Source organism: Arthrobacter sp. 01T414, from assembly GCF_056398965.1.
Map to the genome: position 1 here is coordinate 428,907 of NZ_JBFTQK010000001.1, position 20,677 is coordinate 449,583.

Genomic DNA, 20,677 nt, shown 5'->3' on the forward strand with positions numbered 1-20,677 from the left:
CCATGAACAGCCCCTTCGCCGAAGCCATCCTGAACGGTTCGCTGCTGCTCGCCATTCCGGTGGCGCTGCTGGCGGGACTCGTGTCCTTCCTCTCGCCCTGCGTGCTGCCGTTGGTGCCGGGCTACCTCGGCTATGTGACGGGCCTGACCGGCGTCGACCTGCAGAAGCAGAAGCGGGGCCGAATGCTGGCCGGGATCGGGTTGTTCGTCCTCGGCTTCTCGGTGATTTTCGTCCTCCTCGGCGGGGCCTTCGGCCAGCTGGGAACGCTGATCACCGGGTCGCAGAACGCCTGGATCACCCAGGTACTCGGCGTCGTGGTGATTGTGATGGGCATCGTGTTCATGGGCGGCTTCGGCTGGCTGCAGCGCGATGCGAAGATCCACGCGAAGCCACCCGCCGGGCTTTGGGGTGCGCCTTTACTGGGCATCACCTTCGGCCTTGGCTGGGCGCCCTGCATCGGCCCGACCTATTCGGCGGTCCAGCTGCTGAGCTTGTCCGGCGGATCGTCCGCGGCGAAGGGCGCCCTCCTGGCGTTCGTGTATAGCCTTGGGCTGGGCATCCCGTTCCTGTTGATCGCCCTGGCCGTCCGCCGCGGCATCGGGGTGCTCTCCTTCTTCCGCAAGCACCGGCTCGCCATCCAGCGCACCGGCGGCGGGATCCTGATCGTCCTGGGCGTGCTGATGGCCAGCGGGGTCTGGGGGGCCTGGGTCTCCGGGCTGCAGTACTGGTTCCAAACCGATGTGAAATTGCCGATCTGATGAGCGAGCGAGTGAACGTAGAGAAGAAATCCCCGTCCCCCGGCACGCCCGAGGCAGGCAGCGGCTCCGTCGACACCGCTGTTTCCGCCGCCAAGGCTGACGCTGTACTGCCGTCGCTCGGACCGGTGGGCATGCTCCGCTGGGCGTGGACGCAGCTGACCAGCATGCGCACCGCGCTGTTCCTGCTGCTCCTGCTCGCCGTCGCCGCCGTTCCCGGTTCGCTGTTCCCGCAGCGGCCCGCGAACCCCGCCGTGGTGACCCAGTACATCAAGGACCACCCGGATTACGGCAAGATCCTGGACTCGCTGCAGCTCTACGATGTCTACTCCTCGGCGTGGTTCTCCGCCATCTATATCCTGCTGTTCACCTCGCTGATCGGCTGCGTGGTGCCGCGCGCCATCGTGCACTACAAGGCGATGCGCTCCCAGCCCCCTCGCACCCCGGCGCGGCTGTCCCGGCTGCCCGAGTACGGCACCCTGGTGGTACCCGCCGACGCCGGCATCCCGGCGTCGCGGGCCATCGACGACGCCGCCGCCCTGCTGAAGAAACGCGGTTACCGCGTCGACGTGCGGGACCGCGACGGCGAACGGCCCTCGCTCGGCGCGGAACGCGGCTTCCTCCGGGAGGTGGGCAACCTCGTCTTCCACACGGCCCTGATCGGCGTGCTGGTATCCGTCGCGGCCGGCGGCCTGTTCGGCTACAGCGGCCAGCGGATCCTGGTCGAGGGGGACACCTTCGTGAACACCCTCGTGGGCTACGACCAGTTCAGCCCGGGCACCAATTTCCAGAGCAGCCAGCTGGAGCCCTACTCCATCCAGCTGGACAAGTTCCACATCACCTTTGACCGCGAATCGAAGGGCAAGTTCGGCCAGCCCATCGATTTCCAGGCCGATGTGACCACGAAGGAGAACCCGGGCGCGCCTGCCAAGAAGGAAGTGCTGAAGGTCAACGACCCGCTCAGCCTGGGCGGAACCAGCATCTACCTGACCGGCAACGGCTACGCCCCGGTGGTCACGGTGCGGGACGGCGCCGGCAACATCGCCATGCAGGGCCCGGTGGTGGCCAAGCTGCAGGGCGACAACTACTACTCCTCGGTGGTCATCAAGGTTCCCGACGCCAAGCCCGAGCAGCTCGCCTTCGCCGGCTTCTTCCTGCCCACCGCGTTCATCACCAAGGAAGGCGTTTCCTTCAGCGGCGATCCGGAACTGTTCAATCCGCAGCTGACGCTGAACTCGTACTACGGCGACCTCGGACTGGACAGCGGCTCTCCGCAGAACGTGTTCGAGCTCGACGTGAAGAAACTGACGCCGCTGAACGCCCGCAACCTGCCCACCAAGGGCATCGTGCTGACCCCGGGAACCACGCACACCCTGCCCAACGGCAAGGGCACCATCAGCTTCGACGGCGTCAAGCGCTACGTTGGCGTTGATATCCACCACAACCCCGGCCAGGGCTACGCGCTGTTCTTCGCGCTGCTCGCCGTCGCCGGCCTGGTCACCTCGCTGTACGTGAACCGCCGCCGTGTCTGGGTTCGCACCGGTACCCACGCGGACGGCCGCACCATGGTGGAGTACGGACTGCTGGCCCGCGGCGAGGACCACCGCCTGGCCGGCGAAGCCGCCGCCATCCGCGCCCTGCTCTCGGCAGCCTGGCCGCTGGACGAACCGGGGGAGGATTCCCAGCCTGCTCCCAGCGCGACGGCGGATAATGGCCGGGCGGACACCGGCGCCGACACCGGCACGGACGCCTCCTCGGAACAACCCGCAACAGACTTCATCCAGTCCACAGCAGGCTCTCCTGAGTCAAAGAAGGATCAGTAATGTTCCCCATCAACGAAACCATGGGCCAATACAGCGAGCTCTTCATGCTGCTCGCGGCCGGCACCTACACGGTGGCGTTCATCGCCTTCGCCTGGGACCTGGCCAAGAGCAGCAAGACCCTGCGCGCGGTGGACCAGAAAGCAGCGGAACTCTCCGGCGCCGAGGCAGCCCGCGTTCCGGTGGGTGCCGGTGTCGGGGCCTCTTCGGCCTCCGTGGACCGCGCCGACTCCGAGGTGGCCGGGCCGGTCGGCCGGGCCGAGCGCCCGACGTCGTCGGTCTCCGGCAGCCAGGGCAGCGGGGCTGGCCTGACGGCCGACGGCGGTATGCGCTACGGCGCTGAGCGCCGCGTTCCGGCGCGGGTCGCCGTCGCCCTCGCGGTGCTGGGTGCCGCCATCCACGCCGCCGGCGTCATCACACGTGCGCTCGGCGCGGGCCGGGTGCCGTGGGGCAACATGTACGAGTTCCTGACCACCGGCGCATTCGTGGCCGTTGCGGTCTTCCTGCTGGTGCTGATCCGCCGCGACCTGCGCTTCCTCGGCACCTTCGTGATCGGCCTGGCCATCATCATGCTGGTCGCCGCGTCCGTCGCGTTCTGGACGCCCGTGGGACACCTCGTGCCCGCGCTGCAGAGCTACTGGCTGATCATCCACGTTTCCATCGCGGTGCTGTCCTCGGCCCTCTTCACGCTGACCTTCGCGATGTCCGCGCTGCAGCTGGTCCAGTCGCACCGGCAGAAGACCGTTGCCGCCGGTGGCGCCGACAAGCTCGGCTTCATGCGCCTCGTTCCCAACGCCCTGAGCCTGGAGAACCTGTCCTACCGCATCAACGCGATTGCTTTTGTCGGGTGGACTTTCACGTTGATGTTCGGCGCGATCTGGGCGGAGAAGGCCTGGGGCCGGTTCTGGGGCTGGGACACCAAGGAAGTCTGGACCTTCGTAATCTGGGTGGTTTACGCCGGCTACCTGCACGCCCGGGCCACCCGCGGCTGGACCGGTACACGCGCGGCCTGGCTCTCGATCGTGGGCTACCTGTGCGTGGTCTTCAACTTCACCATCGTCAACCAGTTCTTCAACGGACTGCACTCCTACTCGGGGCTGTAGACGCTCAGTTCCTGCGCTTCGGCGACGAGGGGTGCAGAATCGGTTTGAGTCGCTGCGGCCGAGTGCTCGGTTCGCCACAGATGGCCGCTAACGTGCCCCGTTAGCGGCCATTTGCGTCGGATGGGTGGCGACGACGGCGTCGGCGAGGCTCGATGGCACTGGAGTTGTACCTCGAATTGCTGGGCACGGGGGCGTCGGGGTGGCTGCGAATTGGAGCCAGGCTTACTTCTCCACCTGGCCTCCAACCCCGTCGCGCCAGCGATCTACGCGCTCCGCGGGAAGCATCCATTCGCCACAGATGGCCGCTAAGCCGCCCGGTTAGCGGCCATTTGTATCAGATGGGTGGCGACGACGGCGTCGGCCAGGCTTGATGGCACCGGAGTTACAGCCCGATCGGCTGGGTACCGGGGTGTCGGGGTGGGTGCGTAGGGGGTTCGGCTTCCCTCCGCATTTGGCCTCCAACCCAGTCGCTCCAACGTGGCCCGTACCCCGCGATTCGCCACAGACGGCCGCTACGCCTTCCACGTGAACCGTCCATTCGCCACAGATGGCCGCTATCCCGCCCGGTTAGCGGCCGTTTGCGTCAGATCGGAGCCGAAGGTGCGGCCGGACCGCTTCGGCTTCCGTCTGCGATCGGGCGCCCAGCCTCGCTCCATCAACGCGGCCCGCACCCTAGTGACAGCCGTTGGCTCCATGCCCGGACCGAGGGGGGTCAGATCCCACTGGGTCAGCACGACTACCCGCCACCCGGCATCCCGCGCGCTCTCGTCCCGGAAGATGTCACTGCGACGCTGCGCCGGAGTGGCATGGTGGCCGCCGTCGTACTGTATTGCGACGCGTTCCTGTTCGTATGAAAGATCGGGGTCTTGGATCCAGCCGCCGGTGGCATCGAACATCGGAACGTTGATGGCCGGCTCGGGCAGGCCGTGGCGGACAAGGAGCAGGCGGAGCTCGGTCTCCTTGGGGGAGTCCGTGCCAGCGCGGAGCAGCGCCCTGGCCCGCATGGCCTTTGGGTAACCCGGCCTTCCCTTCCGTCCGCTGAGGTACGCGTCGAGCTCGTCGAGCGTGGCCAGGGGATGCCTCCGCTGCAGCAGGAAGTCGCCGGCAATCACCAGGTCGTCGAGGCTAAGCATGCTGGCCAGGTCGAACCAGGTCCGCAGCGGTGATGTGCAATGGACCCTAGAACCGGCCACGATCTCTTCGGGTTCAAGCCACCGTTGATGGCCCACGACATTCTTTCGACGCACAGCCCGATTGCCCGGCCGGCTGGTTAGATGAACGACGTCGAGGTCCGCCACAGCCGCCGGGAGGGGAAAGCCCCAGAGCAGGGCAGCGGTTGCATGGCTCACCACCGCGTACGTCACAGCAGCCAAGGCATGCACGCGTGCCAGTAGGGTGCGCGGCGTCGTGGCGGCGGCGCGTACTCCGTGGCAGGGGCTGACAAGATCGCGGGAGCGTGTCCGACGCCGGCTCAGTCCCGCCGCTCGGGCCTCCGCGAGCGTAAATGGCGTGCTTCGAAGCCTCGGTGGGAGCTCGCTGGGATGGCGCATATGGAAAGTCTGCGCCCGGTACGAGCAGGGTCGGGCGTTATCCACAGGACAGGGAGGATGTGGAGGACTAGTGGGCGCCAGGGGCCCGGCGCAGGGACGGCCAACAGGCGACGGCGGTTCGCCCACAGATGGCCCCAGGCGGGCGGCCATACCGGCCATCTGTGGCGAATGGCGCGAGCTGGAGGGAAGGCCGCGGTACGAGGGAAGCGTGGCGGGAGCTATGAAATCGGCAGGCTGGGCTGGGCGTGAAAGCGCAGGGGCCGCCAAGCAACGTGCTTGGCGGCCCCTCGGGTGTCTTTAGAGCGGCGGAGCCGGAGCTACTTGACCTCGTCGGTGCCCTGCGTGGGGTCTCCGCTGCCGTGGGCTTCGCCGGATCCCGGGCCGCGGTGGTCGCCTGCGTCCCCTAGTTCGCGCTCCTTGGCGTCCAGTTCGTCCTTCAGCTTCTTCAGCCGGTCGGCCTCCGCCTGGTTGCGCCGGCGCAGCTCCAGATTGCGGAGGAAGTCCGGATCGTCGTCCGGGGCGGTGGGGTGGCGGTAGCTGGACGGGGCTGCTGCGGCCTCGCCGCGGGGCCGGCCGATGAGGAACCAGAGAACCGCGCCGATCACCGGGAGAAGGATCTGCACCACGATCCAGGCCGGCTTGGAAATGCCCTTGGTCAGGCGTGGGTCAGTCCGGATGAGGTCGATCAGTCCGTAGACAAAGACGACCAGTACAACGATTGGTACCACGACACGGAGCATAGCTTCAGTTTAGCCTCCGCGCGAGCTTCCGGCGCCGGGGGGCCGACGCCGAGCAACCGCCGGGCGGCCGGCCCTGAACCTACCCACCCGCGCTATCTTCGCGCACCGCCACCACCCGGCTACCCGGCCACCGGCGCCTGTGACGGGCCCGGACGGCTAAACTGGGAGTGTGGCTTTCCTGAAATACTCCCTGATCCGCTTGGTGCTGTTCGTGCCGTTGTTCGCCCTGTTCGTCTACTTGCAGCTCGGCTGGCTGCTGGCCGCGCTCTGCGCCGGGATGATGGCCTTCGCGATCAGCTTCCTGTTCTTCCAAAAGCAGCGCGACGCGGCCACCGCCTCGATCCACCAGCGTTTCTCCGGCAAGGCCAAGCCGCTGCGCAGCGCGGGGGAGGTCGAGGACGCCGCCGTTGAGGACCGCCTGGTGGACGAGCACCCCGACGTCACCGTACGCACCGACAGCCGGCCCAAGGACTCCTAGCACCTGCGGTAACCCGACTGAGGCGGGGCTGCACCAGTCTACGAAAGCCTAACGCGCAGGTGCCCCCAGAGCGACCGGCCCAGGCTCGCAGAGGGCACTAAGAGTTTCCCTCAGAAGATCCCAGAGCGCCCCTAGCCCCCAGAGTGCCCCGAAGGCGCCCCCAGACCCCCCCGAACGCCCCTAGAACCCGCGGCTCAGCACCAGGCCGAGCGAGAACAGCACGGCGTAGCCCAGGTTGATCAGCCCCGTCTGCTTCAGCACCGGGATCAGGCTCTTGCGGCGCCGGCCCGCGATCATCAGCCAGGACGGCATCAGGATTGCCGGGATCAGCAGCAGCACGATCAGCATCCACGGCCGCCCGGGCGCCAGCACAATCACCAGCAGGATCGCGACGGCGAGCATCAGCACGTAGCTTTCGCGGGCGTGCTTGTCTCCAAGCCGGACAGCCAGTGTCTTTTTCCCGGCGACGCGGTCGGTGGGGATGTCCCGCACGTTGTTGGCCATGAGCAGGGCGCAGGCGATGAGGCCAGTGCCGATCGCGCCGATGATGGCCGCGAGGCTGAGCTGGCCGGCCTGCGTGTAGGTGGTGCCCAGCGTGGCGACGAGCCCGAAGAACACAAAGACGAACAGGTCGCCCAGGCCAAGGTAGCCGTAGGGATTCTTGCCCCCGGTGTAGCCCCAGGCAGCGAGAACGCAGCCCACACCCACGAGGATGAGCCACCAAGCCTGCGTGATGATGACCAGCACCAGTCCGAACAGCATTGCCAGGCCAAACGCCGCGAAGGCAGCGCGCTTGACGTGCTCAGGCTCCGCGAGCCCGGAACCCACCAGGCGGAGCGGGCCCACCCTGTCCTCGTCGGTGCCGCGGATGCCGTCCGAGTAGTCGTTGGCGAAGTTCACGCCAATCTGGAGCAGCAAGGCCACCATGGCGGCCAACAGGGCGTTGACGGGCCGGAACGCGTTCATCTCATAGGCGGCTGCGGACCCGATCAGGACCGGCGCGATCGCGGCTGGCAGGGTGCGCAGTCGGGCGCCTTGGATCCATTGTGCGGCTGTGGCCACGTTCAGTACCTCGTTGGTTTGGGTGTTGATCTGGTGAAGAGACGTGCGTGAAGCTTTTCTATTTTCCCTGATGGTGGGCGTCCAGCCGAACTGTCATGCCCAGCCGGTCCGGTTTTCCGTTCGGAAGCATCAGCAGTTCCGCGGCGGTGAGCAGGGTTTTAGGGACCAGCGCCCCCGCCAACCCCGGGGCGTCGCCTGCAGCCAAGCGCGCTGCGAGGTCATCCGCCGCCTCCGGAGAGTCGTCGGCCAGGACGACGTAGGCCGCCAGCGACTGGCCCCACTCGGCGGAGGGGACACCCGCCACGAAGGCCGCCCGGACGCCGTCGAGCTTCTCCAGCTCTGCCTGCACATGCGCGGCGGAGACCTTGACGCCGCCGGTGATGACGACGTCGTCGGCGCGCCCGAGCACGGCAAGGACTCCGTCCGCCGACAGCGCGCCCAAGTCGTTGGTGCGGTACCAGCGCGTCCCGTCGGCCTCCGTAAACGCGGCATCCGTGAGCCCGGGCTCGTCGAGGTACCCGGCCGCAATGGTGGCGCCGCCGAGCAGGATCCGGCCGTCCGCGGCGATGCTGACCTCGACGCCCTCCAGCGGGACGCCGTCGTACACGCAGCCGCCGCAGGTCTCGGCGGAGCCGTAGGTGGTGACCACCCGGACGCCGGCCTCGCGGGCCGCGGAGAGCAGCTCCGCCGACGCCGGGGCGCCGCCCAGCAGGACTGCGTTGAAGCGCCGGAGGACTGCCAGTGTTTCCGCCGAGGGCTCCTCCAGCAGCCGCTGCAACTGCGTGGGAACCAGGGAAGTGAAACGGATCTTGTCCGTGAGTTCGCGGGCCGCGGAAGTGAAGGCCTCCGGGGTGAAACCGCCAGAGAGGTCCATCGCCCACGGCCGGGTGCCGGCGAAGAGAGACCGGACCAGCACTTGGACCCCGGCCACAAACTGCACCGGCAGGGCCAGCAGCCACTGGCCTTCGCCCTTGAGTGCCATGGCCGTTGCCATCGAGGAGGCGGCCAGGGCGTCCACGGTCAGGACCGTGGCCTTGGGCACGCCGGTGGAGCCGGAGGTCCGGACCACGACGGCGGCGTCCTCGAAGCCGGGCGTTTCCACCAGCCCGACGACGGGGGAGCCGTCCGGGCCGGCGGAGAGTTCGACGGCGGGTCCCTCCCCTCGGAGGGCGGCCGCGAGGGCTGCGAGGGCGGGCTCGATGTTCACCGCTCCGGAAGTCATGGCGGTTCCCTTAGAAGTAGTACGGGAACTGGGACCAGTCCGGATCACGCTTCTCCAGGAAGGCCTCCTTGCCCTCCACCGCCTCGTCCGTCATGTACGCCAAGCGAGTGGCCTCACCGGCGAAGACCTGCTGGCCGGCCAGGCCGTCGTCGGCGAGGTTGAAGGCGAATTTGAGCATGCGGATGGCCTGCGGGGACTGCCGGGCGATGTCCGCGGCGTACTCCAGCGCCACCTCCTCGAGCCGTTCGTGGTCCACGGCCTCGTTCACGGCGCCCATCCGGACCATGTCCTCGGCGGAATATTCGCGCGCCAGGAAGAAAATTTCGCGGGCGGCCTTCTGGCCAATCTGGCGGGCCAGCAGCGCCGAGCCGTAGCCGGCGTCGAAACTGCCCACGGTCGCGTCCGTCTGCTTGAACTTTCCGTGTTGCCGGGAAGCGATGGTGAGGTCGGAGACGACGTGCAGCGAGTGGCCGCCGCCGGCTGCCCAGCCGTTGACGACGGCGATGACCACCTTGGGCATGGTCCGCATCAGCCGCTGGACCTCGAGGATGTGCAGCCGGCCGGCGCGAGCGGGGTCGATGGTCTCCTTCGTTTCGCCATCCGCATAGCGGTACCCGTCGCGGCCGCGGATCCGCTGGTCTCCGCCGGAGCAGAAGGAGTGCCCACCGTCCTTGGCGGACGGGCCGTTGCCGGTGAGCAGGACGGTGGCAACATCCGGGGTCATCCGGGCGTGATCCATGGCGCGGTACAGCTCGTCCACCGTGCCGGGCCGAAACGCATTGCGCACCTCCGGACGGTTGAAGGCGATCCGGACGGCGGGGAGGTCGCGGACCACGGTGCCATCCGCGGCGCGCTCCACCTGCCGGTGGTAGGTCATGTCCTGGAAGTCGTCGAAGCCGGTTACGGTGCGCCAGCGGGTGGGGTCAAAGACGTCGGACACCTTGGCGGGGATTTCGTTGCTCACAGTCCGAGTCTAGTAATCGGCTCAGCTGATGCAGAACTCGTTGCCTTCCGGGTCCGCCATGGTGTGCCAGGAATGCGGGCCCTCGTTGGCAGTCCAGAGGAACGTGGCGCCCCGGGCCTCGAGGGTGGCCCGGACCTCGTCCTTGTCCGCGCCGGCCAGGTTTACGTCCCAGTGGATGCGGTTCTTGACGCTTTTCGGCTCCGCCGCGCTTTGGAACAGGATCCGCCGGGTGGGCGGTTTGGCCTCGAGGTCCTCCGGCGGCCGGATGGCGGCGCCGGTCCGCCAGACCAGCTTCCCGTGGTGCAGCTTGGTCTCCGCGTCGGTTGCGAAGCCCTGTTCGATCATGGAGCGGATGAAGTCCTCGTCCTGCGGCTCCACGGCCCAGTCGAGGGTTTCGGCCCACCAATCGGCGAGGCCGTGCGGATCGATGCAGTCAACTGCGATCTGGATGTTCAGTGCCATGGGAGAAACCTACGACGACGGAGTCCGCGGCGCTAGGCGTTCGCGGCTGATCGCAAGATCCTCGAGCGTAGACTCGGGTTTTTGCGGATCTGCACAGGAAGTTATGGGGGCGTGTTGTTCAAGACGAATTTGAGGACGGCGGGATTGTGGCTGCTGCTGGTCATGGTGCTGCTGGCGGCATCGTGGTTCCTTCTGGCCATGGGCGAGCCGTCCGACGACGGACGCTTCCTAGGATTCATGGGCCAACTCGGCTCGGCAGCTCTCGGCGCGGCTGTCAACGCCGCCACGGCTCTCATCATCACGTTCTATGCGTTATCCGCCCGGATACGCCGCCGTCGTCGTGACAGAGTTCTCGCCGCCCTTCGACGGCAAGCCGAACACGGGCGGGCCCTTGTTCTGGGTGAGATGTCAATCCCCGGCATCATCCCGGTGGCATCGATGGGGAGCGACCCGCTGTCAACGCATGTGCGCTTCGAGTTTGCCCCTCTTGACGACCGGGAGCAGCGCGTTCCGGAGGAATGGCCAGCGCTGAGGGATGGACGACTGCAGGACCTGGTTCGCAAGGCGGCGGCTGAGTCCGTGGTGTTCACTGACGACGAAGCGATCGACATCGTCAATGCAGGAGTGGTGAAGACCGTACGCTCCCGTGCCCTAAGCGAAACGGTGTACGAGCTGGTACCGAGGAAGACCAGTTACTTCGTCTGGGCATCGACGAGCGCATCGTTGGACCGGCATCTCACTGCGGAGGAAAAGGCTGCCATCGGCGGTCCCGAGCAGACCCTGCGGGAACGCTGGAACAAGCGGCCAACCCGGCTCGAAGATCTCAGCGGGCTTCCCTCCCCGGCGAAATTGGGATGCGGCGTCGTCGTCGTGACAAAGGATGACTACATGGTGTTGGGAGTGCGCGGCCGAACGTTCGTAGCAAGCGATTTCGACGGCGACGGTGCAGAAACTCGAGCGTCTGTCCATTTTGTGGCGGAAGGCGTTTTGCCGACGGACGTGGACGCCGCGAACCTGCTAAATCCTGACGTCGCTGCGCTTCGCGGGCTGAAGGAGGAGATGGCGCTGGGAAACGACGTGGGGTCGTTGGCGCGTGTCATCTCGCTGCAACGGACCGGCGTCTTCCTGGATACCCAACGCTGGCAGCCGTGCTTCGCCTATTTGGCCCGGGTCGATGTGACCTTCAACGAACTCAGTACCTTGGTGCTGTCCGCACGCGATTTTTGGGAGGCGGACAGGTTGGTTCCACTCCTCTTTGATCCATTCGACGACAAGGTGCGCTCCATGATGTTGGACATGGACCCAGAGCACCGCTTTGCCTCCAATCATGCTCACGCATTGGCCTACTTTGCCCTGCTCAGCGAATTCGGGCTGCCCGAGCTGCGCGACTCCCTCCGGACCCGTAAAGGCCTACACCGCGGTGGCCCCCTCCGCGCGGGAGCTACTGAACTTGCTCCAGGATCTCCGGCGGGATGGCGTAGATGAAGATGACAGCCAGCAGGTTCTTCGCGGCATGGACAAAGTAGGAGAACATCACGTTCTTGCCGGTCCAGACGTAGACAAACACCAAGGTAGCGCCCATGGCGAGATATGGCATCAGCACCGGCAGCGTCAGGGACTCCTGGCCGACGATGTGCAGGGCCGCGAACAGCACCACGGAGAGCGCACAGCAGAGCCAGAGGTTCAGCTTCCGGCTCAGTTTGCCGATCAGTAGGTGGCGGAACATGTACTCCTCCACAAAGGGCCCCACCACCACGAGCAGGGGAACCATCAGCCAGGCGGGCACCTGCTGCATGATGGCCTGCAGGCCGGCCTGGTTCGCGGAGGTCTGCGGAGGGCCGCTGACGGCCACCAGGACGGCGGTCAGGATCATCGCAGCCACAACCGCCAGCGGCACCATCAGCAGGGTGAACCAGGGCCTGGTGGCCAGCACGCGCAGGTCCCGGCGGGCGACCTGGCGGGCGGCTGCCAGCGCGAGTAAACCGATCACCGTATAGAAGGCCAGGTTCACGGCGTAGGACGCCACCGCCGGATTGGGCGAGAGCTGCAGCACCAGCGGTGCCAGCAGCCCCGAGGCGACGGCGAATAAGGCGGCCACTGCCACGTAGATTCCCGCCGTGAAGTAGTCCAGCCGGGAGAAGGCATACAGTTCCGGACGCGGCGGGGGTGGTTGACGGAGAGCTGTGCCCATAACCCCAGCCTAGTCCGCCGCTGCGCGGACACAGCTAACGCCCGGGCCGAGGGCGCCGGGCGTTAGCTGCCGTTGCTGATCTTCGTGTTCCTACCGGAACAGCGACTTGTAGGTGCCCATGATGATCCGGTCTCCCGGGGTGGACTTGCGGATGTAGTCGACCACAGCCCAGTCATCCAGCGAGATGCAGCCGGCCGTCGGGATTTTCTTCATGTGCAGGAAGATGGCGAAGCCTGCATCCTGGACAATCTTCGGCCGGTTGTAGTTGATCACCACGCCCTGGCGGTAGTAGCCCAGGCTGGCGAACCACCACATGTTCTCATCCCAGCCCACCCAGGAGGAGGACTCGTGGTACTTGTTGTACGTGGCCGTCCAGGGGTTGCCGCCCCAGCGCGAACGGGGGTTCAGCGTCCGGTAGGAAAGCTTCGTTCCCGGGTTGCCCAGGCCGAAGGCCTCGGTCACGGAGAACGAGCCCGTGGGGGAGAACAGGTTCCGGGTGGGGCCGGACGGCACTCCCGGTGCCTTGAACCCGGATTTGCCGACATAACCGTCAGTCCGCCAGTCCGGCACATACGTTCCGGCGACCTTCATGCAGTACAGGTTGGTTGCGTGGTTCAGCCCGTAACCCTGTGTCCAGGTGAGCAGGACACGGTTTGCTCCGTAGGTGGGGTACTTGGACTTGCCGTTGTTGAGGTTCTGGCACTCCGTCATTCCGTACACCCGGGCGCCCGCTCGGCCTGCCCAGCCGATGAACCCGCGCTGGAAGGCCTGGATGCACTGCCCGCTGGCGCATTTTTCGTTCGCCAGGGGATATCCCAGGCTGCTCCGGGTGGCGCCGGCGGTGACGTACCGGGCGCCGATGCCGCCGCGCGAGATCCATGAACCGGTCGTCGAGGACCAGTAAACGGTTCCGCCCTGGAAACGCTGCAGGCATCCGCCGCCCGCCTGGGCGCAGATTCTCGCGCCGGTGGGATAGCCCATGACGCCGGCTTCCCCGCGTGCCGCTTTCCACCGGGTGTAAAGCGTTCCCTTGATTACCTGGGCTGCGGTCTTCGGCGACCAGAACACGGCTCCGTTGACAAAGAACTGCGAGCAGCCCCGGGCCGTCAGCCCGCAGACCTCGGCGGAGACCGGCAGGCCGAGCCCGTTCACCTCACCCATGGCGCGCCACAGGCCTCCAATGCCGCCCCGCGACCAAATCTGCTGGATACCCTTCGTGGTCCACGCGAGGTACCGGCCGCTGGAGAACTTCTGGATCGTTCCGCCGGAGACGGCTGTCTCGTCCGTGACCGGGTAGCCGTAGAGCTCCGGGCCGCCCTGGACGTGCCAGCGGGGGCCGGCGTGGCCGGCTGTCCGCAGGACCGCGTGGGCGCCGGTGGCGGCGGTCCAGAACACGGATCCGCCCACAAACGCTTGGCTGCAGACTCCCAGAGAGCACACCTGGTTGGCGGTCGCCGCGCCAAGGGGACCGGCTGCACCCTTCAGTTCGGTCCACTTCGCCTGGATGGCTCCCTCGACCACGAAGGGCGCGGGCGTCGGTTCCTGGGTAGGAGTCGGAGTCGGCGTCGGAGTCGGACTCGGCGTCACAACCGGAGCCGTCGGCTCAACGGTGGGTTCCACCGTCACCGCAGGGCTCACTGTGATTTCCGGGCTGGGATCTGCGGGGGCCGACGCCGACTCGGTCGGCACCGCAGTGTCGGTGGGAGTCGCTGTCGGGCTGGAAGTGACCTCCGGCGCCGTCTCGGCGAAGGCCGGTCCAACCCCCAGCGGGGCGGCCAAGCCGAAGACCACCGCGGTGACGAGAAGTAGTTTTTTCATTTCGCATCCTCTACGGAGACGACCGGCGTGCAGGTCCCGGCACTGTCGTTGGTCTTGGCAAAGTTCGTGGCTGTGATCTGGGCCGACTGGCCTGCAGCGACGGTTTTGGTGATGATCGTGTGCCCTGCCACCGCAGGGCCCGAGGTGACCGCGATCGCCACGGTGAACACCTTGCTCTTGTCGCTGCTGTTGACGAGGGTCCCCGTGAAGGACCACGACCCGCCGGCCGTCGCGCGGCAGACGGGCTGCCGCAAGGCGTCGGGTGCGTTCAGCGAAGTGGAAACATCTGCGGGCGCGGAGGTGTCCGGCGCCGGCGATGGCGTTGCTGTTGCTGATGGTGCTGCGGTGCGGCTTTCGCTGGGCCCGGCCGGACCGGAACCGGCGCTCGAGCACCCCGCTAGTGCGAGAAGCAGCACTGCGGGCAGTAGCGCTCTCTGTTTCATAGTCCCCCCTGACTCACGGCGTACCGCCGTGGCCTGCAGTGATGTTGCAGGCGTCACGGCCGGGAGCAAGTCCCGGCCGGTGTGCTTAGAGTAATGGAAACTGCCGCCTGACCAGCGACTTTGCGGCAAAACACGGTTTTAATTGCGGTTTCCTGCCCCCTGGCGGGCGGTTTGGGCGCACCAGCCGGTGTAGCCCGCGTCACGGCGCGGCGCTGAAAGCTAGTAGTATGGACGTGCCGCGCGACGCTGCAACCCGTTGAGAGTTTCGGCCTTCGCCCCTGCCCGTTTCCCCGGGCAAAGGGCAGGATTCGGTCGAATTTGTGCTCCCGGAGCCGATGTCCGTCCCGCCAACACCCCGACCTACAAGGAACAGTTGTGCCACAAAGTACTTCCACAGATGTTAAGAGCGCGCCGGCGCAATCCGCCGTCGTCGACTCGACCCTCAGCGCCGAGGGCTACAAGAAGTCCCTGAACGGCCGCCAGGTCACCATGATCGCCATGGGCGGCGCAATCGGCGTCGGCCTCTTCATGGGCGCCGGCGGGCGCCTGGCCTCCACCGGCCCCGCCCTGATCTTCTCCTACGCCATCGCCGGCGTCATCGCCTACCTGCTGATGCGGGCCCTGGGCGAGCTGATCATGTACCGCCAGACGTCCGGTTCATTCGTCAGCTACGCGGGCGAGATGTTCGGCCGGAAGGGCGCCTACCTGTCCGGGTGGATGTACTTCATCAACTGGGCCATGACCGGCATCGCCGAGCTGATCGCGATCGGGCTGTACTTCCAGTTCTTCTTCCCCAACGTGCCGGTGGAGCTGACCGCCATCGCGGCGTTGCTGCTCCTTGTCGGCGTGAATCTGCTGAGCGTCAAGGCCTTCGGTGAATTCGAGTTCTGGGCCTCGGTCCTCAAGGTCGCCGCGATCCTGATCTTCCTGGCCGTCGGCACCTTCATGGTGGTCACCAACGCCAAGGTCGGCGCCGGCCACGCCTCCGTGAACAACCTCTTCGCGGCCGACGGCGGCATGTTCCCCAAGGGCGCCCTGGTGATGATCCTCGTGCTGAACGCCGTGATCTTCGCCTACAACGCCATCGAACTTGTCGGCATCACCGCCGGCGAGATGGAGGACCCGGCCAAGGAGGTCCCCAAGGCGATCCGCGCCGTCGTGATCCGCATCGTGGTGTTCTACGTCGGCTCGGTGACCCTCCTGGCCATGCTGCTTCCCTCGGACCAGTACAAGGCCGGCACCTCCCCGTTCGTCACCGTCTTCGGCCAGATGGGCCTGCCGTGGATGGGCGACGTGATGAACATGATCGTCATTACCGCCGCGCTGTCCTCCTGCAACTCGGGCCTGTACTCGATCGGCCGGATCTTCCGCACCATGGCCAACAACGGGCATGCCCCGCAGTGGCTGACCCGGATGTCCAAGAGCCACGTGCCCTACGCCGCGATCCTGGCAATCGGCTCGGTCTACCTGGTCGGCATCCTGCTCAACATCTGGCTGGGCGGTTCGCACGCCTTCGACCTGGCGCTGAACACCGCCTCAATCGGCGTCATCTTCACCTGGGGCTCGATCTTCGCCAGCCAGATCGCACTGCGCAAGACCAAGGGCAAGGCCTCCTCCCTGCCGATGCCGGGGTCGCCGTGGACCAGCTGGGCCGGACTCGTGGCACTCTTGGCCATCACGGTGCTGATCGGTTTCGACACCATGACCAGCAAGTCCGGCGAGGTCTTCCAGCTGGGCCTCTGGACCCTGGCGACCATCCCGTTCTTCGCGGTGGTGCTCTGGCTCGGCTGGCAGAAGGTCAAACACAACGAGCCCAAGAGCGAGCTGTACAGCTAGCCGGCGGGTTCCAACCCACACACGACGACGGCGGCGGCCACCTGTGCAAGGGGGCCGCCGCCGTCGTCTGTCCCGGACCCATCGATTGCTCCGTTGGCGCCGTTTTGAGGCCTCAAAACGGCGTCCTTGGAGCAATCGACGAGGTTCAGCCCTTCAAATGCCGGGCGAAATGGTCCTCGATCCGGCGCCAGGCTTCCGGCGCCGACTGCGGATCCGGGCCCACGCCCATCACCCGGAACAGCGGACGCAGCGCCTTTGGCCCGATCTCCGCGTCGTTTAGGAAAGAGTGGCCGGCGGTCGCGAATTCCTTGACATCGTGCTCGACGCCGAGGCCCTCGAGGACGGACGTGAGCCGGGCCGGCGTACCGCGCAGGCTGCGGTCCTTCGCACCAAAGTTGGCAACGATCGGGCAGGCACCCGCCAGCGCGGTTTCCGGGTCCTTCGGCAGCCTGCCGTAGTTCACCGCCGCGGCGTCGAAGCCGTCATTGGCCAGCAGTAGGGCGAAGCCGCCGCCCATGCAGAAACCGATAACGCCGATCTTTCCCGTGGTGCGGTCCGAGTCCAGGAGCCACTGCCTGGCCGTCGCGAGGTCGGTGAACGCCCGGCCCTGCCCGGCGGCCAGGGACCGCATGGTCGAAACGAGGCAGCGCCGGGTGCCGCCGTCGCTGAACAGGTCCACCGCCAGGGTCAGGTAGCCGGCCGCCGCCATCCGCTGCGCGTGCCGGACGGTGATTTCATCCAGGCCAAAGGCTTCGTGGATCATCAGCACGGCGGGGAAGGGCCCCTCGCCCTCCGGCTCCGCCAGGTAGCCGAGCAGCCGCGGCGATCCGCCGGCGGCGATGCTGGCCTTGCTGAGGTCGACATTGTGCAGATCCGGGGTTTGTTTCCCCTCGGGGGCGTTGCTGGCCATCTTCGCTCCTGTGTCGTACTGCCGGGTCACGCTGGTGCCATGTTCGGACAGTCTTCCATCCGGGCACAAAAAACGGCGCCGGACATCCCCCAAAGGAATGTCCGACGCCGTCGATGTCGAGGATTAGTCGCGGTTGACCGCGTCCTTGACGTTCTCGCCGACCTTCTTTGCGTCGGCGACGACCTGATCCTTCTGGCCTTCGGCCTTCAGGCGGTCATTGTCCGTGGCGTTTCCGGTAGCTTCCTTGGCCTTGCCGCCGAGGTGCTCCGCTTCGTTCTGAATCTTGTCTCCGATACCCATGGTGTGCTCCACCTTTCGTTTCCGGTTGAAATTCAACGCAGTTTCACCATAACACGAAGCATGCTTACTATTTCAAGTCCTTTGCCGAATCAATCGGCCCGGCCCCGGCTGAAGGTTTTCCCGGAGGTTTCCCGGGCGCGGCTAGGCTCTAGTCATGGAGTCCAACACCGCCCCCGCCGGGGCCGCGAACGAGGCGGTGCCGCTGTGATGGCCATGCCCCAGCGCGCGCCCAAAGTCACTGCGCCGCGCCTCGCCCCGGTCCGGCTGACCGAACTCACGGAGGATCCCGCCCCCGATTTCCGGCGCGGAGAGCGCTACGACGGCATCCGCTACAGCCGCGCGGCCGCGGACGGGCTGGAGCTCAGCGGCACGGATTTCGCGGAGTGCGAGTTCAACGGCGCATCCTTCAACGAGACCCAGCTGCGCGGTGCCAGCTTCCGCGACTGCCGCCTGGCGGAGGTCTACGCCCCGGTACTCACCGCCGCGCGCTCAAGCCTGCGCGACGTCGAGATCCGCAACCCCCGCTGGGGGTCCGCCGAGCTCTACGAGAGCGGCTGGCAGTCGGTGCGGATCGACGGCGGGAAGCTGGACTACGTCAACCTCCGCGGCTCCAAGCTGGTCGATGTGCAGATCAGCGACTGCATCATCAACGAGCTGGACCTTGGCTCCTGCACGGCCACCCGCATGGCCCTAAGGAACTGCACCATCGGAAGCCTGGACCTCACCGGCGCCCGGCTGAAGGACTTCGACCTCCGCGGCACGGAGTTCCGGTCCCTCAGCGGCCTCGGCAGCCTTGCGGGGCTTATTGTCGACGAGTACCAGCTCACCCTGCTGGCCCCGCTGCTGGCAGGGCACCTGGGCATCACCGTGGCCTGACTTCCGGCCGCGTCATCCGGGGCCGTCCGGTTGACCCCCTTGACCCGTTGTGTAATCTTTATAGAACGAACGGTCGGTAATTTACTCTGCTGCCGGCCCTGCTCCCTTGGTGAAGGATGTTCTCATGGTCGAGGCTTTTCTTGTTGGCGGTGCCCGCACTCCGGTGGGGCGTTACGGCGGCGCCCTTTCGGCGGTCCGGCCCGATGACCTTGCGGCGCTGGTGGTCCGCGAAGCCGTGGCCCGCGCCGGAGTGGACCCGGACGCCATCGACGAGGTCATCCTCGGCAACGCCAACGGGGCCGGGGAGGAAAACCGCAACGTAGCCAGGATGGCCACCATCCTGGCCGGACTCCCGCTCCACATCCCCGGCATCACCGTTAACCGGCTCTGCGCCTCCGGCCTGAGCGCCATCATCATGGCCAGCCAGATGATCAAGTCCGGCGCCGCGGACATCGTCATTGCCGGCGGCGTTGAATCCATGAGCCGCGCGCCCTGGGTGCAGGAGAAGCCGCAGACCGCCTTCGCCAAGCCGGGCCAGATCTTCGACACCTCGATCGGCTGGCGCTTCGCCAACCCGCTGTTCCAAAAGGGCGAACTCTCCCGGGATGGCAAAATGACCTACTCCATGCCCGAGACAGCAGAGGAAGTAGCCCGTGTGGACGGTATTTCCCGCGAGGACGCCGACGCGTTCGCCGTCCGTTCGCACGAGCGGGCACTGGATGCGATCGCCGCCGGACGCTTCGCCGACGAGATCGTTCCCGTGACCGTCAAGACCCGCAAGGGCGAGACGATCGTGGACACCGACGAAGGCCCGCGGTCCGGCACCACCATGGACGTGCTCGCCGGACTGCGTCCCGTCGTCGCGGGCGGCTCCGTCGTCACCGCCGGCAACTCCTCGACCCTCAACGACGGCGCCTCCGCGATCATCGTCGCCTCCGAAGCGGCAATCCAGAAGCTTGGCCTCACCCCCCGGGCGCGCATCATGGACGGCGCCTCCGCCGGCTGCGAGCCCGAGATCATGGGCATCGGCCCGGTCCCGGCGACCCAGAAGGTCCTCAAGCGCACCGGGCTCAGCGTCGGCGACCTCGGCGCCGTCGAACTCAACGAAGCTTTCGCCACCCAGTCGCTGGCCAGCATGCGCCGGCTTGGGCTCGACCCGGAGATCGTCAACCGCGACGGCGGCGCGATCTCCCTGGGGCACCCGCTCGGCTCGTCCGGCTCCCGGATCGCCATCACCCTGCTGGGCCGGATGGAACGCGAGGACGCCAAGATCGGCCTGGCCACCATGTGCATCGGCGTCGGCCAGGGCACGGCCATGCTGCTGGAGCGCGTCTAGTGGCGGCCGGGCTGGGCGGCCTGAACGCCGCAGGCTTCGGGACGCTCCTGGTCGAGGAGCGCGAGGACCGGCTGGTGGTGCAGCTCAACCGTCCGGAGGTCCGCAACGCAATCGACCAGCAGATGGTCGACGAACTCCACAGCGTCTGCGCCCACCTCGAGCAGACCCCCAAGGTGCTGATCCTCACCGGCGCGGAAGGGGTGTTCGCCTCCGGCGCCGACATCGCCCAGCTGCGCGAACGCCGTCGCGACGACGCCCTGCAGGGCATCAACTCCACCATCTTCGTGCGGATCGCCAAGCTGCCGATGCCGGTCATCGCGGCGCTCGACGGTTTCTGCCTGGGCGGCGGCGCCGAGCTGGCCTACGCGGCGGACTTCCGGATCGGCACGCCCGGGGTCCGGATCGGCAACCCGGAAACCGGGCTCGGCATCCTCGCCGCCGCCGGGGCCAGCTGGCGCCTGAAGGAGCTGGTGGGGGAGCCCGTGGCCAAGGACATCCTCCTGGCCGGCGCTGTGCTCCGCGCCGAGCGGGCCCTCGCCGTCGGGCTCATCACCGAGATTCACGAACCCGCAGAACTGATGGACGGCGCGCACGCGCTGGCCGACCGGATCGCGCAGCAGGACCCGCTGGCGGTGCGGATCACCAAGTCCGTGTTCCATGCCCCCGCCGAGGCGCACCCGCTGATCGACCAGCTGGCGCAGGGCATTCTCTTCGAGTCGCAGGCGAAGTTCGACCGCATGCAGGCTTTCCTGGACAAGAAGAACAAAAAGACAGCCAAGAGTTCAGACCAGCAAGACGGGACGAAGTAACC

The 20,677-nt window shown here is 66.9% G+C and carries 20 protein-coding genes; 9 read left to right on the forward strand and 11 right to left on the reverse strand.

What is annotated here, in order from left to right; all coding sequences use genetic code 11:
* The first annotated feature begins 2 nt into the window (after positions 1–2).
* From AC1DK9_RS02035 to ccsB, 3 genes are read left to right on the forward strand one after another with little or no spacing between them, the layout of a single operon-like run.
* A complete protein-coding gene (locus tag AC1DK9_RS02035) occupies positions 3–758 on the forward strand; it encodes a cytochrome c biogenesis CcdA family protein (RefSeq protein WP_476862569.1) in 756 nt (251 codons plus the stop codon).
* Positions 758–2,578 carry a cytochrome c biogenesis protein ResB gene (gene resB, locus AC1DK9_RS02040; RefSeq protein ID WP_476862568.1) on the forward strand — a complete coding sequence of 607 codons (1,821 nt, stop codon included), beginning with the start codon at positions 758–760 and terminating at the stop codon, positions 2,576–2,578. Before AC1DK9_RS02035 ends, resB begins: the two co-directional genes overlap by 1 nt.
* Positions 2,578–3,678 (forward strand): c-type cytochrome biogenesis protein CcsB, encoded by a 1,101-nt coding sequence (gene ccsB, locus AC1DK9_RS02045; protein WP_476862567.1) that lies wholly within the window; start codon positions 2,578–2,580, stop codon positions 3,676–3,678. The genes resB and ccsB overlap by 1 nt, the downstream gene beginning before the upstream one ends.
* A 554-nt stretch (positions 3,679–4,232) precedes the next feature.
* Here ccsB and AC1DK9_RS02050 read toward each other — a convergent pair.
* Positions 4,233–4,907 carry a hypothetical protein gene (locus AC1DK9_RS02050; protein ID WP_476862566.1) on the reverse strand — a complete coding sequence of 225 codons (675 nt, stop codon included), beginning with the start codon at positions 4,905–4,907 and terminating at the stop codon, positions 4,233–4,235.
* A gap of 638 nt (positions 4,908–5,545) precedes the next feature.
* On the reverse strand, positions 5,546–5,968 hold the full coding sequence (locus AC1DK9_RS02055) for a PLD nuclease N-terminal domain-containing protein (RefSeq protein ID WP_476862565.1): 423 nt from the start codon (positions 5,966–5,968) through the stop codon (positions 5,546–5,548).
* 169 nt (positions 5,969–6,137) lie between these two features.
* On the opposite strand from AC1DK9_RS02055, the gene AC1DK9_RS02060 reads away from it, so the two are divergent.
* Complete coding sequence (locus AC1DK9_RS02060) at positions 6,138–6,446, forward strand: DUF4229 domain-containing protein (protein WP_476862564.1); 309 nt, start codon at positions 6,138–6,140, stop codon at positions 6,444–6,446.
* Positions 6,447–6,626: 180 nt separating this feature from the next.
* Here AC1DK9_RS02060 and AC1DK9_RS02065 read toward each other — a convergent pair whose 3' ends face one another.
* From AC1DK9_RS02065 to AC1DK9_RS02080, 4 genes are read right to left on the reverse strand one after another with little or no spacing between them, the layout of a single operon-like run.
* On the reverse strand, positions 6,627–7,508 hold the full coding sequence (locus AC1DK9_RS02065; protein ID WP_476862563.1) for a 1,4-dihydroxy-2-naphthoate polyprenyltransferase: 882 nt from the start codon (positions 7,506–7,508) through the stop codon (positions 6,627–6,629).
* 58 nt (positions 7,509–7,566) lie between these two features.
* On the reverse strand, positions 7,567–8,730 hold the full coding sequence (locus AC1DK9_RS02070; protein ID WP_476862562.1) for an AMP-binding protein: 1,164 nt from the start codon (positions 8,728–8,730) through the stop codon (positions 7,567–7,569).
* Between the two features lie 10 nt (positions 8,731–8,740).
* Positions 8,741–9,694: a 1,4-dihydroxy-2-naphthoyl-CoA synthase gene (locus AC1DK9_RS02075; RefSeq protein WP_476862561.1), complete on the reverse strand. Its 954-nt coding sequence runs from the start codon at positions 9,692–9,694 to the stop codon at positions 8,741–8,743.
* Positions 9,695–9,715: 21 nt separating this feature from the next.
* Positions 9,716–10,156, reverse strand: coding sequence for a VOC family protein (locus AC1DK9_RS02080; protein ID WP_476862560.1), 441 nt, complete (start codon positions 10,154–10,156; stop codon positions 9,716–9,718).
* Positions 10,157–10,267: 111 nt separating this feature from the next.
* Between AC1DK9_RS02080 and AC1DK9_RS02085 the strand changes: the two genes are divergently transcribed.
* Positions 10,268–11,641, forward strand: coding sequence for a hypothetical protein (locus AC1DK9_RS02085; protein ID WP_476862559.1), 1,374 nt, complete (start codon positions 10,268–10,270; stop codon positions 11,639–11,641).
* On the opposite strand, the gene AC1DK9_RS02090 is transcribed toward AC1DK9_RS02085, so the two are convergent.
* The 3 genes from AC1DK9_RS02090 to AC1DK9_RS02100 all read right to left on the reverse strand — a co-directional run bounded on the left by AC1DK9_RS02090 (position 11,598) and on the right by AC1DK9_RS02100 (position 14,419).
* Positions 11,598–12,347, reverse strand: coding sequence for a lysostaphin resistance A-like protein (locus tag AC1DK9_RS02090; RefSeq protein ID WP_476862558.1), 750 nt, complete (start codon positions 12,345–12,347; stop codon positions 11,598–11,600). The two genes, AC1DK9_RS02085 and AC1DK9_RS02090, sit on opposite strands and share 44 nt — an antisense overlap.
* A gap of 90 nt (positions 12,348–12,437) precedes the next feature.
* Positions 12,438–14,165, reverse strand: coding sequence for a hypothetical protein (locus AC1DK9_RS02095; RefSeq protein WP_476862557.1), 1,728 nt, complete (start codon positions 14,163–14,165; stop codon positions 12,438–12,440).
* Positions 14,162–14,419 (reverse strand): hypothetical protein, encoded by a 258-nt coding sequence (locus AC1DK9_RS02100; protein ID WP_476862556.1) that lies wholly within the window; start codon positions 14,417–14,419, stop codon positions 14,162–14,164. Before AC1DK9_RS02100 ends, AC1DK9_RS02095 begins: the two co-directional genes overlap by 4 nt.
* Positions 14,420–14,983: 564 nt before the next feature.
* Between AC1DK9_RS02100 and AC1DK9_RS02105 the strand changes: the two genes are divergently transcribed.
* A complete protein-coding gene (locus AC1DK9_RS02105) occupies positions 14,984–16,444 on the forward strand; it encodes an amino acid permease (RefSeq protein WP_476914855.1) in 1,461 nt (486 codons plus the stop codon).
* A gap of 145 nt (positions 16,445–16,589) precedes the next feature.
* Here the strand turns inward: AC1DK9_RS02105 and AC1DK9_RS02110 are convergent, their stop codons facing one another.
* Complete coding sequence (locus AC1DK9_RS02110) at positions 16,590–17,354, reverse strand: dienelactone hydrolase family protein (protein WP_476862554.1); 765 nt, start codon at positions 17,352–17,354, stop codon at positions 16,590–16,592.
* Between the two features lie 123 nt (positions 17,355–17,477).
* Positions 17,478–17,654, reverse strand: coding sequence for a CsbD family protein (locus AC1DK9_RS02115; protein ID WP_476862553.1), 177 nt, complete (start codon positions 17,652–17,654; stop codon positions 17,478–17,480).
* A 207-nt stretch (positions 17,655–17,861) separates the two neighbouring features.
* Here AC1DK9_RS02115 and AC1DK9_RS02120 point away from each other — a divergent pair, with 207 nt between their 5' ends.
* The 3 genes from AC1DK9_RS02120 (at position 17,862) to AC1DK9_RS02130 (ending at position 20,675) form a co-directional block, all read left to right on the forward strand.
* Positions 17,862–18,530, forward strand: a complete 669-nt coding sequence (locus AC1DK9_RS02120; protein ID WP_476914856.1) for a pentapeptide repeat-containing protein — start codon at positions 17,862–17,864, stop codon at positions 18,528–18,530.
* A gap of 124 nt (positions 18,531–18,654) precedes the next feature.
* Complete coding sequence (locus AC1DK9_RS02125; RefSeq protein ID WP_476914857.1) at positions 18,655–19,866, forward strand: thiolase family protein; 1,212 nt, start codon at positions 18,655–18,657, stop codon at positions 19,864–19,866.
* Positions 19,866–20,675 (forward strand): enoyl-CoA hydratase/isomerase family protein, encoded by an 810-nt coding sequence (locus AC1DK9_RS02130; RefSeq protein ID WP_476914858.1) that lies wholly within the window; start codon positions 19,866–19,868, stop codon positions 20,673–20,675. The genes AC1DK9_RS02125 and AC1DK9_RS02130 overlap by 1 nt, the downstream gene beginning before the upstream one ends.
* Positions 20,676–20,677: the final 2 nt, after the last annotated feature.